Origin of the sequence: Streptomyces sp. NPDC008137, from assembly GCF_042957035.1 — a bacterium.
In the GTDB taxonomy this organism is placed as follows: domain Bacteria; phylum Actinomycetota; class Actinomycetes; order Streptomycetales; family Streptomycetaceae; genus Streptomyces.
Genome location: NZ_JBIBHN010000008.1, coordinates 222,266 through 237,217 on the forward strand (window position 1 = coordinate 222,266; position 14,952 = coordinate 237,217).

15 protein-coding genes are annotated in these 14,952 nt (G+C 72.0%); 5 read left to right on the top strand and 10 right to left on the bottom strand.

The annotated features are described in order from the left end of the window. Positions 1-19 precede the first annotated feature (19 nt). Together ACFZBT_RS16085 and ACFZBT_RS16090 are read left to right on the top strand one after the other, a co-directional pair. A complete protein-coding gene (locus ACFZBT_RS16085; protein ID WP_391103416.1) occupies positions 20-1,015 on the top strand; it encodes an ATP-binding cassette domain-containing protein in 996 nt (331 codons plus the stop codon). Beyond that, positions 1,002-1,880 carry an ABC transporter permease gene (locus ACFZBT_RS16090; RefSeq protein WP_391103419.1) on the top strand — a complete coding sequence of 293 codons (879 nt, stop codon included), beginning with the start codon at positions 1,002-1,004 and terminating at the stop codon, positions 1,878-1,880. The genes ACFZBT_RS16085 and ACFZBT_RS16090 overlap by 14 nt, the downstream gene beginning before the upstream one ends. Here the strand turns inward: ACFZBT_RS16090 and ACFZBT_RS16095 are convergent. From ACFZBT_RS16095 to ACFZBT_RS16105, 3 genes are all read right to left on the bottom strand, one after another. Continuing rightward, the gene (locus ACFZBT_RS16095; RefSeq protein ID WP_391103421.1) at positions 1,877-2,461 is read right to left on the bottom strand and encodes an NAD(P)H-dependent oxidoreductase; all 585 of its coding nucleotides are present in this window, start codon (positions 2,459-2,461) and stop codon (positions 1,877-1,879) included. The genes ACFZBT_RS16090 and ACFZBT_RS16095 overlap by 4 nt on opposite strands. Before the next feature lie 117 nt (positions 2,462-2,578). Further along, a complete protein-coding gene (locus ACFZBT_RS16100) occupies positions 2,579-3,829 on the bottom strand; it encodes an amidase family protein (RefSeq protein WP_391103669.1) in 1,251 nt (416 codons plus the stop codon). 5 nt (positions 3,830-3,834) lie between these two features. Continuing rightward, complete coding sequence (locus tag ACFZBT_RS16105) at positions 3,835-4,338, bottom strand: DUF6668 family protein (protein ID WP_391103423.1); 504 nt, start codon at positions 4,336-4,338, stop codon at positions 3,835-3,837. A 160-nt stretch (positions 4,339-4,498) separates the two neighbouring features. On the opposite strand from ACFZBT_RS16105, the gene ACFZBT_RS16110 reads away from it, so the two are divergent. Further along, entirely contained in the window at positions 4,499-6,202 is a 1,704-nt protein-coding gene (locus tag ACFZBT_RS16110) for a tetratricopeptide repeat protein (RefSeq protein ID WP_391103425.1), read from the top strand. 13 nt (positions 6,203-6,215) lie between these two features. Here the strand turns inward: ACFZBT_RS16110 and ACFZBT_RS16115 are convergent, their stop codons facing one another. Both ACFZBT_RS16115 and ACFZBT_RS16120 read right to left on the bottom strand, forming a co-directional pair. After that, on the bottom strand, positions 6,216-7,163 hold the full coding sequence (locus tag ACFZBT_RS16115; protein ID WP_391103428.1) for a M28 family peptidase: 948 nt from the start codon (positions 7,161-7,163) through the stop codon (positions 6,216-6,218). A gap of 143 nt (positions 7,164-7,306) precedes the next feature. Continuing rightward, positions 7,307-7,780 (bottom strand): VOC family protein, encoded by a 474-nt coding sequence (locus ACFZBT_RS16120; protein ID WP_391103433.1) that lies wholly within the window; start codon positions 7,778-7,780, stop codon positions 7,307-7,309. A gap of 21 nt (positions 7,781-7,801) precedes the next feature. Between ACFZBT_RS16120 and ACFZBT_RS16125 the strand changes: the two genes are divergently transcribed. Then, positions 7,802-8,416 (top strand): ABATE domain-containing protein, encoded by a 615-nt coding sequence (locus tag ACFZBT_RS16125; protein WP_391103436.1) that lies wholly within the window; start codon positions 7,802-7,804, stop codon positions 8,414-8,416. A gap of 80 nt (positions 8,417-8,496) precedes the next feature. Here ACFZBT_RS16125 and rarD read toward each other — a convergent pair whose 3' ends face one another. Next, on the bottom strand, positions 8,497-9,447 hold the full coding sequence (gene rarD / locus ACFZBT_RS16130; protein ID WP_391103672.1) for an EamA family transporter RarD: 951 nt from the start codon (positions 9,445-9,447) through the stop codon (positions 8,497-8,499). A gap of 201 nt (positions 9,448-9,648) precedes the next feature. After that, complete coding sequence (locus ACFZBT_RS16135) at positions 9,649-10,503, bottom strand: NAD(P)H-binding protein (protein WP_391103438.1); 855 nt, start codon at positions 10,501-10,503, stop codon at positions 9,649-9,651. A 91-nt stretch (positions 10,504-10,594) separates the two neighbouring features. Between ACFZBT_RS16135 and ACFZBT_RS16140 the strand changes: the two genes are divergently transcribed. Further along, on the top strand, positions 10,595-10,975 hold the full coding sequence (locus ACFZBT_RS16140) for a winged helix-turn-helix transcriptional regulator (RefSeq protein WP_391103441.1): 381 nt from the start codon (positions 10,595-10,597) through the stop codon (positions 10,973-10,975). A gap of 31 nt (positions 10,976-11,006) precedes the next feature. On the opposite strand, the gene ACFZBT_RS16145 is transcribed toward ACFZBT_RS16140, so the two are convergent. The 3 genes from ACFZBT_RS16145 to ACFZBT_RS16155 all read right to left on the bottom strand — a co-directional run bounded on the left by ACFZBT_RS16145 (position 11,007) and on the right by ACFZBT_RS16155 (position 14,836). After that, complete coding sequence (locus ACFZBT_RS16145) at positions 11,007-12,086, bottom strand: thiamine pyrophosphate-dependent enzyme (protein WP_391103443.1); 1,080 nt, start codon at positions 12,084-12,086, stop codon at positions 11,007-11,009. Then, on the bottom strand, positions 12,079-14,007 hold the full coding sequence (locus ACFZBT_RS16150) for a 2-oxoacid:acceptor oxidoreductase subunit alpha (RefSeq protein WP_391103445.1): 1,929 nt from the start codon (positions 14,005-14,007) through the stop codon (positions 12,079-12,081). Before ACFZBT_RS16150 ends, ACFZBT_RS16145 begins: the two co-directional genes overlap by 8 nt. Before the next feature lie 169 nt (positions 14,008-14,176). Then, complete coding sequence (locus ACFZBT_RS16155) at positions 14,177-14,836, bottom strand: LuxR C-terminal-related transcriptional regulator (protein WP_391103674.1); 660 nt, start codon at positions 14,834-14,836, stop codon at positions 14,177-14,179. Positions 14,837-14,952: the final 116 nt, after the last annotated feature.

Here is a 14,952-nt window from a genome sequence, read left to right on the forward strand (position 1 = left end):
AGAGAGAACGAGGAAGCCGATGGGCGAACCGTCCGCCGCGGAATCGGAGCGGCGGGAGGCGCGGGGTGAGACCGGCGACCCGGCAGACCCCGTCATCTCCACCCGCGCGCTCACCAAGCGCTACCGCGGCGGACAGCTCGCCGTCGACGGTCTCGACCTGACCGTCCCGGCGGGCAGCGTCTTCGGCTTCCTCGGCCCCAACGGCTCCGGCAAGACCACCACCATCCGCATGCTGATGGGCCTCATCGAGGCCACCTCCGGCACGGCGCGGGTCCTCGGGCAGCCCATGCCCCGGGCCACCCGCGCCGTGCTGCCGCGCGTCGGCGCCCTCATCGAGGGCCCGGCCCTCTACGGCTTCCTCTCCGGCCGCGACAACCTCGTCCGGTACGACTCGGCCGACCCGGCCGCCGATCCGCGCACCCGGCGGGCCCGGGTCGCCGCCGCCCTGGACCGGGTGGGCCTGACGGCCGCGGGGAGCAAGAAGGCCAAGGCGTACTCCCTGGGCATGAAACAGCGCCTGGGCCTCGCGGCCGCCCTGCTCCAGCCGCGCCGGCTGCTCGTGCTCGACGAGCCGACCAACGGCCTCGACCCGCAGGGCATGCGCGAGATCCGCACCCTGATACGGGAGCTGGCCTCGGACGGCACGACCGTCTTCCTCTCCTCCCATCTGCTCGACGAGATCGAGCAGGTCTGCACGCACGCGGCCGTGATGGCGCAGGGCCGTCTGATCACACAGGGCCCGGTCGCCGAGCTGTCAGCGGGGGCGCGCGGCCGGCTCGTGGTGACCACACCGGACCCGGCGGAGGCGGCCCGCGTACTGAAGGAGCAGGGCGTCGGCGACGTCGTCGTGACCGACGACCGGGTGACCGGCGAACCACCGGACCACGACCTCGCCGACCTCAACGCCGCGCTGGTGACGGCCGGGGTGCGGGTGCGGGGCTTCACGGTCGAACGGGCCTCGCTGGAGGACGCGTTCGTGGCGCTGACGGGGGAGGGGTTCGATGTCGCGGGCTGACACCGCGGGGGCCGTACGCCCGGTGAGCCCGCTGTGGACCTTCGGGCTGCTGCGCAGCGAACTCACCACGACCTTCCGGCGCTGGCGCACCCTCGCGCTGCTGGCCGTCCTGGCGGGCGTGCCCGTCCTGGTCGGCATAGCCGTCAAGATCGAGACAGGGGACGGTTCGTCGCCCGGCGGTGGCGGTGGCGGGGGACCGGCCTTCATCTCCCAGATCACCAACAACGGCCTGTTCCTCGTCTTCACCGCCCTCGCGGCCACCCTCCCGTTCTTCCTGCCGATGGCGATCGGGGTCGTCGCGGGCGACGCGATCGCGGGTGAGTCGAACTCCGGCACCCTCCGCTATCTGCTGGTCGCCCCGGCCGGCCGCAGTCGCCTGCTGCTCACCAAGTACGCGACCGTCGTCATCTTCTGCCTGGTGGCCACCCTCGTGGTCGCCGTCTCGGCGCTGACGGTCGGCGCGCTGCTGTTCCCGCTGGGCGACCTGACGACCATCTCGGGTACGCGGATCAGCTTCGCCGAGGGCCTGGGCCGAGCCCTGCTGATCGCCCTCGCCGTCGCCGCGTCACTGATCGGCGTCGCCGCGCTCGGCCTCTTCGTCTCCACCCTGACGGGCAGTGGCATCGCGGCGATGGCGACCACCGTCGGCCTGCTGATCACGATCCAGATCCTCGACCAGATCCCGCAACTGCACGCCCTTCAGCCGTACTTCTTCTCGCACTACTGGCTGTCCTTCGCCGACCTCATGCGCGAGCCGGTCTACTGGGACGAGCTGGCGAAGAACCTCGGCCTCCAGGCCCTGTACGCGGCGGTCTTCGGCTCGGCGGCCTGGGCCCGCTTCACGACGAAGGACGTCACGGCCTAGTCCTGCTGGTACAGGAACCGGGCGGGCGGTGCCTCCTGGGCGAAGAAGGTCTTCGCGCGGGTCAGCGCCTCGGTGTCGTTCAGCACGTCCCCGGGCTTGCTGCCGTTGCCGAGCAGCACCCCGCCGAAGCGCATCCCCAGGTACGCGGCCGAGTTGTGGAGCGTCCCGATCAGCGGGTCGGCGACGACCTCCTCACGGTGCGCGAGCGCGGTGACGCCCCACAGGGTGCGTCCGGCCAGGGTCGCCTTGAAGTCGAGGCCGGGCGTGCGCAGCCAGCCCGACCAGTAGTCCAGGTAGCGCTTGGTCTGCGCGGAGACCGAGTACCAGTACAGGGGCGTGACGATCACGATGTCCGTCGCCGCGAGCGTGGCGTCGAGCAGCAGGGCCAGGCTGCCCTCGGTCGGGCGGACATGGTCGCTGTCGTGCCGGAGGTCCTCGAAGTCGGGCACGGGATGCTCGGAGAGGTCGATCCACTGCTGCTCGACGTCCGGGGGCAGTTGCTCGGCGGCCCGGCGGGCCAGCAGCTCGGAGTTACCCTCGGTGCGGGCGCTGCCGAGAACGAAAAGGAAGCGACGGGTCATGAAGGTCCCCCAGAAGAAAGGCGTACGGCAATTACACGCGCATGCATCATATGCGTGCGCATTCAAATTCGCCAGGGGTGTCTGTCAGGCGGGGACTATGCCGGACGGGGGAGCCCGTCAGCTCCCGATACGCGCCTGCGCCTCCCGCGCCTGCGCCTCCCGCGCCACCGCCAGCAGCAGCGCCTCCCGCCCGTGCGGCGCCACCAGTTGCAGCCCGGCCGGGCAGCCGTCCTCGCCGAAGCCCGCCGGGAGGCTCAGCGCTGGATGCCCGCTGAGGTTGAACGCCCAGGTGAGAGAGGTGGAATAGCGGTCTCCCGGCCCTTCGTGGCGGTGCGGTGCGGTGGGCGCCGTGGGCGTAAGCAGCAGCTCGGTGCCGTCGAACAGCCCGGCCAGCCGCCGGTTGTTCTCCGCCCGGTCGTTCTCCGCCCGCTCGCGATGGGCCCCGGCCGGGTCGGCGCCGGGTGCGCGCAGCGCGAGCCACGCGGGCCCGGGGTCCGTGAGCCGTAGCGGCACCCGTGGCCGTACGAGCCGTACGACACCCGCCGCCACGAGCCGTTCCACCGCGGCGCGGGCGAGTGCGACGGGCTCCGGATCGGGCCCGGCGAAACCGAGGTCGGGGGACCAGACGGCGGTGACGGGCAGGGGTGGCGGGACGGGCTCCGGCTCGCCCGACATCACCTGCCACCAGGTCGCCGCGTCCGACGCCGAGCGGGCGAGCGCGCCGGGGACGGCGAGCCCCGTGCGGTCGGCGGAGGGCAGCCGCCCCGCCGTGGTCTTCAGCCCGACGACCCCGCACCACGCCGCCGGGATCCGCACCGACCCGGCCCCGTCGCTCCCCGTCGCCAGCGGCACCAGCCCGGCCGCCACCGCCACCGCCGACCCGGCCGAGGAACCGCCCGGCGTCCGGTCGGCCCGCCACGGATTGACGGTCCGGCCGTGCGCACCGAGCCCCCAGGTCTGCCAGGGCGTCCCCGGCCCGGGCACGGACGTGGCCCCTACGGCCACCCCTCCGGCCGCGAGCAGCGGCCCGGCCGCCCGCAGCCCGTGCCGCCCCTTCACGGCGATGGGGACGCCGGCGAACGGCAGTCGCCCGGCGCCCGCACCACTCGTGCGAGGGGCATCCCCGGATCCGTCGGTATCACTCGTGCGAGGGACATCCCGGGGACCTTCGACCGCGTCCCCGCCCCCATCCAGCAGCGCGTCCACCTCGCCCGCCCGCCGCAGCGCCTCCTCGTGCCACACCTCGATGAACGCGCACAGCTCCGGATCGGCCCGGTCGATCCGTTCCAGCGCCGCCGTGACCACGTCCGCCGCACGCAGTTCCCGGGCCCGGACGCCCGCCCCGATCTCCCCGGCGGACAGGGGCAGGGCCGTCAGTGTGCCGCTCCCGTCAGCCGGGCCAGGGGCGCCGTCTCGCGCGGCGGACGGCCCAGTTCGCCGAGCCGCCAGGACGGTACCCACGGCACGCGGTACACGTCGATGACCGCCTCCAGGGACTTGATCCGCTGGGCGAGCGGGCGCGGCAGCCGGCCCGGGGCGTCCGCCACCAGGACGACACCGTCGAGGTCGAGCCCGGGCGGAGCCTGACCGCGCCGGAAGATCTCCACCGCACCGGCGACCGTGTCCAGCCCGGCCGCGTGGGTCCGGGCGACCAGCAGCACGGACGGCGGGTCGCCCGGCCCGGGCCAGGCGCGGCCGCTGTCCTGACCGCCGTAGACCGCGGCGAGTGTGGAGACGCCCGCGCCGCCGTGTGTGCCGACCCAGGAGAACCGCCGGGCCGCGGCATGGGCGTGGGCCGGCTCCGGCGGTACCGGCTCCGGGGCGGTCACCGGGCCGCGGATCCAGATCTCCGGGCCTTGTCGCATGCCTGTCTGCATGCACCTCTCCTCCCTCGTACTGCCGATCTTCATGCCGACAGGAACAACGCGCGCCGGGGCCTACAGTCCTTGGGACGAGCCTGTGACACCGCGGTGACGTGAGAAACGGGAGCGAGCGGACACACTCGACAGTAGGTGTACGACGCCGAGTGAGGGGACGATGTCTCGACTCAGCCGCGAGAAGAAGCGGGAACAGAAGCAGGCCGCACACGCGGCGACCCCGGCGGCGCCGGTCGAGGTCCATGTCCCCCGGACAGGACACGGCGCCGGACCGGCTGCCGGTGCCGGTGCCGGTGCCGGAGCGGCGGGCGGGTCCGACGGCGCGTCCGTCGGCGGCGTCCCGGTCTTCGCGGCCCCGGGCGAGGAGATCCACAGGGCCGTCCTGAACCGCCTCCACCACATCGCCCTCGCCACCGGCCATGCCGTCCTCGCCACGATCCACGACGAGCGCATCGGCTACGTCGTCCCCCTTCAGGTGGACCCGGACGGCTCCAGCCACTTCACGGCCGAGCCGGTCCGTACGACACCGCCGGAGGAGGCCGTCGCCGGACACCCGCCGCAGCCCCCCACGGCCGACCCGACCACGGGAACGCCGATCGCCGACCCGGCCACGGAACCGCCGATCGCCGGCCCGGCCACGCGACAGCCGGGGCCCGGCGGGGCGGTGCAATGGCCCGACGCCGGTGCGGCGACGGAACAGCCCTCGGCGGCCGGCCCGGCGACGGAGTGGCCCCCCGCCGCCGCCGCTGAGCCGCCCCCGGTCGGCGCGGCCGCCATGGAACCGCCCTTGGTGCACCCGGCGACGGAACCGCCCTCGGCGGCCGGCCCGGCGACGGAGTGGCCCCCGGCCGCCGCGGCCGCCGAGCCACCCCCGGCCGACGCCGCTCCGGAAGCTCCCGCACCGGGCACGCCTGCCCCGGGCACGCCTGCCCCGGGCACGCCTGCCCCGGGCACGCCCGCACCGGCCACGCCCGGCCCGATGCCCCCCGCCGCTGGGCAGCAACCCTCGCGGAAGCCCCCGCACAGCGACAGCGCCACACACGTCCTGCGCCCTGTACCGGAGTCGGACGATCTCGGCGGGGCCCCGACGTTCCGGCTGCGCGCCGTACCGGAGTCGCCCGCACCCGAAGAAACGCCCCCGGGCCCGGCCGCACCTGGCCGACAGCCCGGCACCGTCGCACCCCCGACCGGGGCGTTCGGGCCGCCTCCGCCCATGGACGCGAGGCCGCTGCCCGTCCCCGGAACCGCTCCCGCCGCCGAGCCCCGGCGGAGCATGATGCCCGACCCGGTGCTCGAAGCGGAGCTGCTCGCCGACCTCGACGCCAAGCCCACCCCCGCCCGCGGCTTCGACGCCGTGGCGGAGGCCATGTTCGGGGACGAACCCGTCGGTTCTTCGGGCGACTCCGGAGCCCCGGACCTCGTCGCGGAGCCGATCACCCGGATCAACGAGGCCGTGAAGGAGGGCAGGATCGAGGTGGCGGCCGGGCTCGCGGAGCAGACCGTCGCGCAGGCGTCGGCGGCGCTGGGGCCGGAGCACCCCGAGGTGCTCCGGCTGGGTGAACTCAGCGCGTACATCGCCTACTTGGCGGGCGACCCGCTCCGCGCCTTCCGGCTGTCGCTCGACCTGGCCGGTGCCCGCCGCCGTTCGGGCGACGCGGAGGCCGCCTACGGCAATGTGCAGAGCGCGGCCACCGCCTGGCGGGCCGTGCGCGACCCGGCGGTGGGCCTGGAGCTGGGGCGCGACCTGATCGGCCTGTGGACCGAGCTCGCCGCCGAGGACGGCCCGGCCGCCGACGAGATCGAACAACTGGAGTCGGCCCGGGCCCGCATGGGCCGCCTCACGGAACGCGCCCGCGGCCAGTAGGGAGCGACCGGGGCTACTCCGACAGCTCCCACACCGCGTACGCGACCGCGTCGCTGTTGCGGTCGAGGGCCGTGTCGTTGATGTTGGCGGTGGTGTCGCAGGAGGAGTGGTAGCAGCGGTCGAATGCCTGCCCGGCCGTACCGCCCCACTTGGCCGCCTGCGCCGCCGTCTTCGCGCGGCTGGCCCCGGTGAACAGGCCGCCCACCGGCACGCCCGCGCTCTTGAAGGGCGCGTGGTCGGAGCGGCCGTCGCCCTCGGTCTCGATCTCGGTCGGGACGCCGAGGCCGCTGAAGTAGTCCTTGAAGGTCTTCTCGACCGCCGGGTCGTCGTCGTAGACGAAGTACCCGGGGTTCGGGGAGCCGATCATGTCGAAGTTGAGGTAGGCGCTGATCCTCGAACGGTCTCCGGTCGTCAGCCGGTTGACGTAGTAGCGGGAACCGACCAGGCCGAGTTCCTCCGCGCCCCACCAGGCGAACCGCAGATGCTTGGTGGGCTTGTACTGCGCCCGTGACACGGCGAGGGCGGTCTCCAGGACGGCGGCCGAGCCGGACCCGTTGTCGTTGATGCCGGGCCCGGAGGAGACGCTGTCGAGGTGCGAGCCGGCCATCACGACCTGGTTCGCGTCACCGCCGGGCCAGTCGGCGATCAGGTTGTAGCCGGTGCGTCCCGAGGCGGTGAACTGCTGGAGTGTGGTGGTGAAGCCGGCGGCGTCCAGCTTGGCCTTCACGTAGTCGATCGAGGCCTTGTAGCCGGTCCGGCCGTGCGCGCGGTTGCCGCCGTTGGCGGTGGCTATGGACTGCAGCTGGGTCAGATGGGCCTTGACGCCCGCCAGGGGCAGGTCGGGCGCCGCCGCCGGTCTCGGGGGAGCGGACGCGGCATCGGCCACGGCGCCACTGGTCAGGAGCATGACACTCGCTATGCCGCCTGCTGCCACGGCACGCGCGGAAACGGAGAGCTTCATGTGGGGACTCCGAGTTCCTTCGGGCAGCCCCTGGGGTGTCCGAAGGCCGCCCACGGTGAATGGGGTGCCTGGATGGTGGAGCCGTTACTGACTCTCCGTCAAGGCCCTTGACCGGCCAGGGCGTTGCGGAGAGGGCGTCCGTGCTACTGCACGCAGAACTCGTTCCCCTCCGGGTCCGCCATCAGGGCCCACTCGCCCCCCTGCTCCGCCACCCGCCGCAGCACCCTCGCCCCGAGCCCTTCCAGCCGCGCGACCTCTTCCTCGCGCCGCCCCTCGCCCGGGTGCAGATCGAGGTGCAGCCGGTTCTTGACCGTCTTGGTCTCCGGCACCCGCTGGAACAGCAGCCGCCGCCCCAGCCCGGTCCCGCTCTCCTCCTCGAAAGGGTCCTCGGGGTGCCGTACGGCGATCAGGTCCCGGAAGGCGTGACGGCCGTGCGACTCGACGACGAGTTCCTCCGGCAAGGCCCCGGCGCCGAGCAGCTTCCCGATGAGGACGCTGTTGTCCTCGACCTCGTAGTGGAGCGCGGCGGCCCAGAAATCGGCCTGAGCGTGCGGGTCGTTCGCGTCGATGACGACCTTCCAGTGCAGCGGGGCGGGTTGTGCCGGCGTCTGTGTCATGTAACCACTTATACTGGTTATGTGAGTGGACGCACAGGAGAAACGCCGGACCGGACACCCGGGCTGACACTGGTCTCGTCCCGAGGGAAGTCCTTCCGCTTCGACCCCGGCGCCCTGTGTCTGGAGCTGCTGACGACCGGCGGCCCGGGCGCCTTCGCACGCTGGGAGGCGCTGCACCAGCCCGCCGACCTGATCGTCTGGGCCGGGCGCAGCCGCCTGCCGGACGGGCTGGACCTGACCGTCTCCGCCGAGGAACTGGAGCGTGCCCGCGCCCTGCGCGACGCTCTGTTCCCGCTCGCGGCCGACCGCGCCCACGGCCGTCCCCTGCGAGCCGCCCACCTGGACGTCGTCAACGAGGCGGCGGCCGGGCCCCCGCTCGTGGCCCGTCTGGAACCGGACGGCCGTCGCGCCTGGGCCCCGGGCGCCACCGGCACCCACCTGCTCGCCACGGTCGCCCGTGACGCGATCGACCTCTTCACCGGGCCGCACGCCCACCGTGTCCGGGAGTGCGGTGCCCACAACTGCTACCTGCTCTTCGTCGACACCTCCCGCCCGGGCCGCCGCCGCTGGTGCGCGATGGAGCACTGCGGGAACCGCGAGAAGGCCAGGGCGCACCGGGCCCGTCAGGAGCCGTAGGGCTCCAGGGCCGGCGCGCGTCTCACACGGCGTCCCGGTGATGGCTGCGGTCCGTGGTCCGCCGTCTGCCGTCTGCTGTCTTACGGCCGGGCGTCCACCGGGCCCGGCCCCGAGGTCACCCTCTCGGTGTCCAGGGCGGCGCTGGTCGTGCCGGTCGCCCCGGTGCTGCCGGGCGCGTCGATCCCGCCGATGAGGGGGCGGGAGGCCCGGCGGGCGGTGCGCAGCGCGTCCCAGGTGAGCAGCGTCAGTGCCAGCCACACCAGCGCGAACCCGGCCCAGCGCTCCGGCGGCATCTCCTCGTGGAAGTAGAGAATGCCGAGCAGGAACTGGAGGACCGGCGTCGAGTACTGCAGCAGGCCGATGGTGGACAGTGGCACGCGGATGGCGGCCGCGCCGAAGCAGACCAGGGGCAGCGCGGTGACGATGCCGGCGGAGGCGAGCAGGGCCGCGTGTCCCGCGCCCTCGGTGGTGAAGGTGGAGTCGCCCTGCCCGGTCAGCCACACCAGGAAGCCCAGCGCGGGCAGGAACTGGATCGCGGTCTCGGCGGCCAGCGACTCGATGCCGCCGAGGCCCACCTTCTTCTTCACCAGCCCGTAGGCGGCGAAGGAGAAGGCGAGGGAGAGGGAGATCCACGGCGGTCGGCCATAGCCGATGGTCAGTACGACGACCGCCACGCAGCCGGTCCCGACCGCTGCCCACTGCGCCGGCCGCAGCCGCTCCTTCAGCAGCAGCACCCCGATCCCGATGGTGACCAGCGGGTTGATGAAGTACCCGAGCGAGGCCTCGACGACGTGCCCGGAGTTCACGGACCAGATGTACAGGCCCCAGTTCACGGTGATGACCGTCGCGGCGGCCGTGATCAGCGCCAGTTTGCGCGGCTGCCGCAGCAGTTCTCCGGCCCAGGCCCAGCGGCGCAGCACGAGCAGGGCCGCGCCCACGAAGACCAGCGACCACACCATCCGGTGGGCCAGGATCTCCACCGCCCCCGCGGGCTTCAGCAGGGGCCAGAACAGGGGGACGAGCCCCCACATCCCGTAGGCCGCGAACCCGTTCAGCAGTCCTATCCGCGCCTCACTCTTCGGCTTGCCGGTCACGGGCCCCCTCCTTCGCACTCCGCACGTGGTCTTCCGCGACCACGAAGGTAACGCCGGGTACCCCCGGATGTCATGCCCGTATCGGCATACGGTCATGACATCCGGGGGGGGGCGGCTCAAGGGCCCGCCGGGGGGAGTTCAGCCCTTGAGTGCGGCGGCGATGGCCTCGGAGAACGGCGTGGTCGGACGGCCGGCCAGGCGGGACAGGTCGCCGGTGGAGACGACCAGCTCACCCTTCTCGATGGAGGCGTCGACCCCGGCCAGGATCTGGGCGAACGGCTCGGGCAGGCCGGCGCCGGCCAGGATGCCGGTGAGCGCCTCGGGCGTGACCGCGTTGTAGGTGATCTCCTTGCCGGTCTGCCGGCTCAGCTCGGCCGCGTACTCGGCGAAGCTCCACGCGGAGTCGCCGCCCAGCTCGTACGTCTTGTTCTCGTGCCCCTCGCCGGTCAGTACGGCCACGGCGGCGGCGGCGTAGTCGGCGCGGGAGGCGGAGGAGACCCGGCCCTCGCCGGCGGCGGCGACGACCGCGTTGTGCTCCAGCACCGGGGCGAGGTTCTCGGTGTAGTTCTCGTGGTACCAGCCGTTGCGCAGCAGCGCGTAGGGCACGCCCGAGCCCAGCAGGGCCTCCTCGGTGCCGCGGTGGTCGTCGGCGAGAGCGGCGGTCAGGGTGCCCGGGGCGCTGGTGTAGGCGAGCAGGGCGACTCCGGCGGCCTTGGCGGCGTCGATGACGACCTTGTGCTGGGCGACGCGGCCCTTGTCGAACTCGTTGCCCGAGATCAGCAGGACCTTGTCATCGGCGGAGAACAGGCTGTCGAAGGAGGCGGGCGTGTTGTAGTCGGCGAGCGCGATCCTCACCCCGCGGTCCGCGAAGTCGGCGGCCTTCTCGGCGTCGCGGACGACCGCGGTGATCTGCTCGGCGGGAACCTTCTCCAGCAGCTGCTCCACGACGTGACGGCCGAGCTGTCCGGTGGCTCCGGTGACGACGATGCTCATGGTGGTGACTCTCCTTGTGGGGTGCGGTGGCACTAACCATAGGAGAAGCGCTAACTGTTCGAAAGTACCCACTTTGAAGTAAGGTACTGGTATGGCAGTAAGCGATGGCGAGGCTTTGTGCCCGTACCGGCTCGTCCTGGAGCATGTCACCAGCCGTTGGGGCGTGCTCGTCCTGATCGAGCTGCTGGACCGCCCGTACCGGTTCAGTGAGCTGCGCCGGGCGATCAGTCAGTACAACGGCCGGGGCGTCAGCGAGAAGATGCTCACGCAGACGCTCCAGACCCTGGAGCGCGACGGGCTGGTCGACCGCGACGCCAAGCCGGTGATCCCGCCCCGCGTCGACTACTCCCTCACCGGCCTGGGCCGCGAGGCCGCCGAGCAGGTCAAGGCCCTCGCGCAGTGGACCCACGACCGTATGGACGACGTGGAGAAGGCCCGCCTGGCCTACGACGAGACCCGGGCCGCTTCCTAGCGCTCCCGGGCCTCGGTGTTCCGCGAGTGGCTCAGCCGACGACCGTCCAGGTGTCCCCGCCCGCCAGCAGCGCGCCCAGGTCGCCCTTGCCGTGCTGCTCGATCGCCTGGTCGAGCTGGTCGGTCATCTGCGTGTCGTAGACGGGCCGGTCGACCGAGCGGAGGACACCGATCGGCGTGTGGTGCAGGGTGTCCGGGTCGGCCAGGCGGGACAGCGCGAACGCCGTGGTCGGGGACGGGGAGTGCGCGTCGTGGACGAGCACCTGGTCCTCGTTGTCCGGCGTCACCGCGACCACCTTCAGATCGCCGGTGAGCCGGTCCCGGACGACACCCTTGGCCAGGTCGGCGCCGAAGCGGATCGGCTTGCCGTGCTCCAGCCGGATCACGGCCTCCTCGGCCTGCTGCTTGTCCTTCAGGGCCTCGAAGGCGTTGTCGTTGAAGATGTTGCAGTTCTGGTAGATCTCGATCAGGGCCGTGCCCTGGTGGGCGGCGGCCTGGCGCAGCACCTCGGTGAGGTGCTTGCGGTCGGAGTCCACCGTCCGGGCCACGAACGCGGCCTCCGCGCCGATCGCCAGCGACACCGGGTTGAAGGGCGCGTCCAGCGAGCCCATAGGCGTCGACTTGGTGATCTTCCCGACCTCGGAGGTCGGCGAGTACTGGCCCTTGGTCAGACCGTAGATCCGGTTGTTGAACAGCAGGATCTTGAGGTTGACGTTGCGGCGCAGCGCGTGGATCAGGTGGTTGCCGCCGATCGACAGCGCGTCGCCGTCACCGGTGACGACCCACACCGAGAGATCGCGGCGCGAGGAGGCCAGACCCGTGGCGATGGCGGGGGCGCGGCCGTGGATGGAGTGCATCCCGTAGGTGTTCATGTAGTACGGGAACCGGGAGGAGCAGCCGATGCCCGAGACGAAGACGATGTTCTCCTTCGCCAGACCCAGCTCGGGCATGAAGCCCTGCACCGCCGCGAGGATGGCGTAGTCGCCGCAGCCGGGGCACCAGCGCACTTCCTGATCGGACTTGAAGTCCTTCATCGACTGCTTCGCCTCGGCCTTGGGGACGAGGGAGAGCGCTTCGACGGTGCCCGTGCCGTGCGTGGACGTCTCAGCCATCAATGGCCTCCTTCAGAGCCGTGGCGAGCTGCTCCGCCTTGAACGGCATGCCGTTGACCTGGTTGTACGACTGGGCGTCGACCAGGTACTTCGCCCGGATGAGCGTGGCGAGCTGCCCGAGGTTCATCTCGGGGATCACCACCTTGTCGTAGCGCCCGAGGACCGCGCCGAGGTTCTTCGGGAAGGGGTTGAGATGGCGCAGATGCGCCTGCGCGACGGACTCCCCGGCTCTGCGCAGCCGCCGCACCGCCGCCGTGATCGGCCCGTACGTCGAACCCCAGCCCAGGACAAGGGTCCGCGCCTCGTGCGGGTCGTCCACGTCGAGGTCCGGGACGTCGATGCCGTCGATCTTGGCCTGCCGGGTGCGGACCATGAAGTCGTGGTTGGCCGGCGAGTAGGAGATGTTGCCGGTGCCGTCCTCCTTCTCGATGCCGCCGATCCGGTGCTCCAGACCCGGCGTGCCCGGGATCGCCCACGGCCGGGCCAGCGTCTGCGGGTCCCGCTTGTAGGGCCAGAACACCTCGGAGCCGTCCTCCAGGGTGTGGTTCGGGCCCTGCGCGAACTGCACCCGCAGATCCGGCAGATCGTCCAGGTCCGGGATCCGCCAGGGCTCGGAGCCGTTGGCCAGATACCCGTCGGAGAGGAGGAAGACCGGCGTGCGGTACGTCAGGGCGATCCGGGCCGCCTCCAGGGCCGCGTCGAAGCAGTCCCCCGGGGTGCACGGCGCGACGATCGGCACCGGGGCCTCGCCGTTGCGCCCGTACATCGCCTGGAGCAGATCCGCCTGCTCGGTCTTGGTGGGCAGACCGGTCGACGGCCCGCCGCGCTGGATGTCCACGACCAGCAGCGGCAGCTCCAGCGAGACCGCCAGGCCGATGGTCTCCGACTTCAGCGCCACACCGGGACCACTCGTCGTGGTCACGGCCAGCGAACCACCGAAGGCCGCGCCCAGCGCGGCCCCGATACCGGCGATCTCGTCCTCGGCCTGGAATGTCCGCACGCCGAAGTTCTTGTGTTTGGACAGCTCGTGCAGGATGTCCGACGCCGGAGTGATCGGGTACGACCCCAGGTACAGCGGCAGATCCGCCTGCCGGCTCGCGGCGACCAGGCCGTAGGACAGGGCGAGGTTGCCGGAGATGTTGCGGTAGACACCCGGCGGGAACGCCGTGGCCGCCGGGGCCACCTCGTAGGAGACGGCGAAGTCCTCGGTGGTCTCGCCGAAGTTCCAGCCCGCCCGGAACGCGGCGATGTTGGCCGCCGCGATGTCGGGCTTCCTGGCGAACTTGGACTTGAGGAACTTCTCCGTGCCCTCGGTGGGCCGGTGGTACATCCAGCTCAGCAGGCCCAGCGCGAACATGTTCTTGCTGCGCTCGGCCTCCTTGCGGCTGAGGTCGAACTCCTTCAGCGCCTCCACGGTGAGCGTGGTCAGCGGCACCGGGTGCAGGTGGTAGCCGTCCAGCGACCCGTCCTCCAGCGGACTGGTGTCGTAGCCGACCTTCTGCATCGCCCGCTTGGTGAACTCGTCCGTGTTGACGATCACCTCGGCACCGCGCGGCAGGTCGCCGATGTTCGCCTTCAGCGCGGCCGGGTTCATCGCCACCAGCACGTTCGGCGCGTCACCGGGCGTGAGGATGTCGTGGTCGGCGAAGTGCAGCTGGAAGGACGACACCCCCGGCAGGGTCCCTGCGGGCGCCCGGATCTCGGCCGGGAAGTTCGGCAGCGTCGACAGGTCGTTGCCGAACGAGGCGGTCTCCGAGGTGAAGCGGTCACCGGTGAGCTGCATACCGTCACCCGAGTCCCCCGCGAACCGGATGATCACCCGGTCGAGACGGCGGACGCCCTTGGCGCCCCCCGCTTTGCGCTGCTCTCCTACGACTGGTCCGTCGGCCTGCTCCGCTGGGCTACTGACCTGGCTGGTCACTGAACTGGACCTCCCTCGAGGCGGCTGTCCCGGACAGGCCTTCCCGCAGGCCTCCCAGGATCAACCCTACGACCGTAAGGGTCGCCTTCTTTGTGTCATTCGCATCTTGGACGCGACTTTGGGGTGATCGCGGGTGATCACGGGGGATCACGCACCCCTGCCGTGCATGTCAGGAATTGAGATACGTCAGCACGGCCAGGACCCTGCGGTGGTCTCCGTCGCTCTGGGACAGCCCCAGCTTCAGGAAGATGTTGCTGACGTGCTTCTCGACCGCTCCGTCGCTGACCACCAGCTGCCGGGCGATCGCCCCGTTCGTACGCCCCTCGGCCATCAGCCCCAGCACCTCACGCTCCCGCGGGGTGAGCCCGGCGAGCACGTCCTGCTTACGGCTGCGGCCCAGCAGCTGCGCGACCACCTCCGGGTCGAGGGCCGTACCGCCCTCGGCCACCCGCACCACCGCGTCCACGAACTCACGGACCTCGGCCACCCGGTCCTTCAGCAGATAGCCGACGCCCCGGCTGGACCCCGCGAGCAGCTCCGTGGCGTAGCGCTCCTCCACGTACTGCGACAGCACCAGCACACCGAGCCCCGGGTGCGCCTTGCGCAACCGCACCGCCGCCCGCACCCCCTCGTCGGTGTGCGTCGGCGGCATCCGCACATCGGCCACCACGACATCCGGCAGCTCGCCCTGCGCGTCCAGCTCGGTGATGGTCTTGATCAGCGCCTCGCCGTCACCCACCCCGGCGACGACTTCGTGCCCGCGGTCGGTCAGCAGCCGGGTCAGGCCCTCCCTGAGCAGCACTGAATCCTCGGCGATGACCACCCGCACCCTGTCCTCCACGATGTTCCGGCCCCCCACAGCCCGATGCCGCCCGTCCGCGGCCCCCAACGGCTCCGCGCCCACCCGTGCGACGGGTCCAGCATTTCAGGATCGGGGGGTGGATG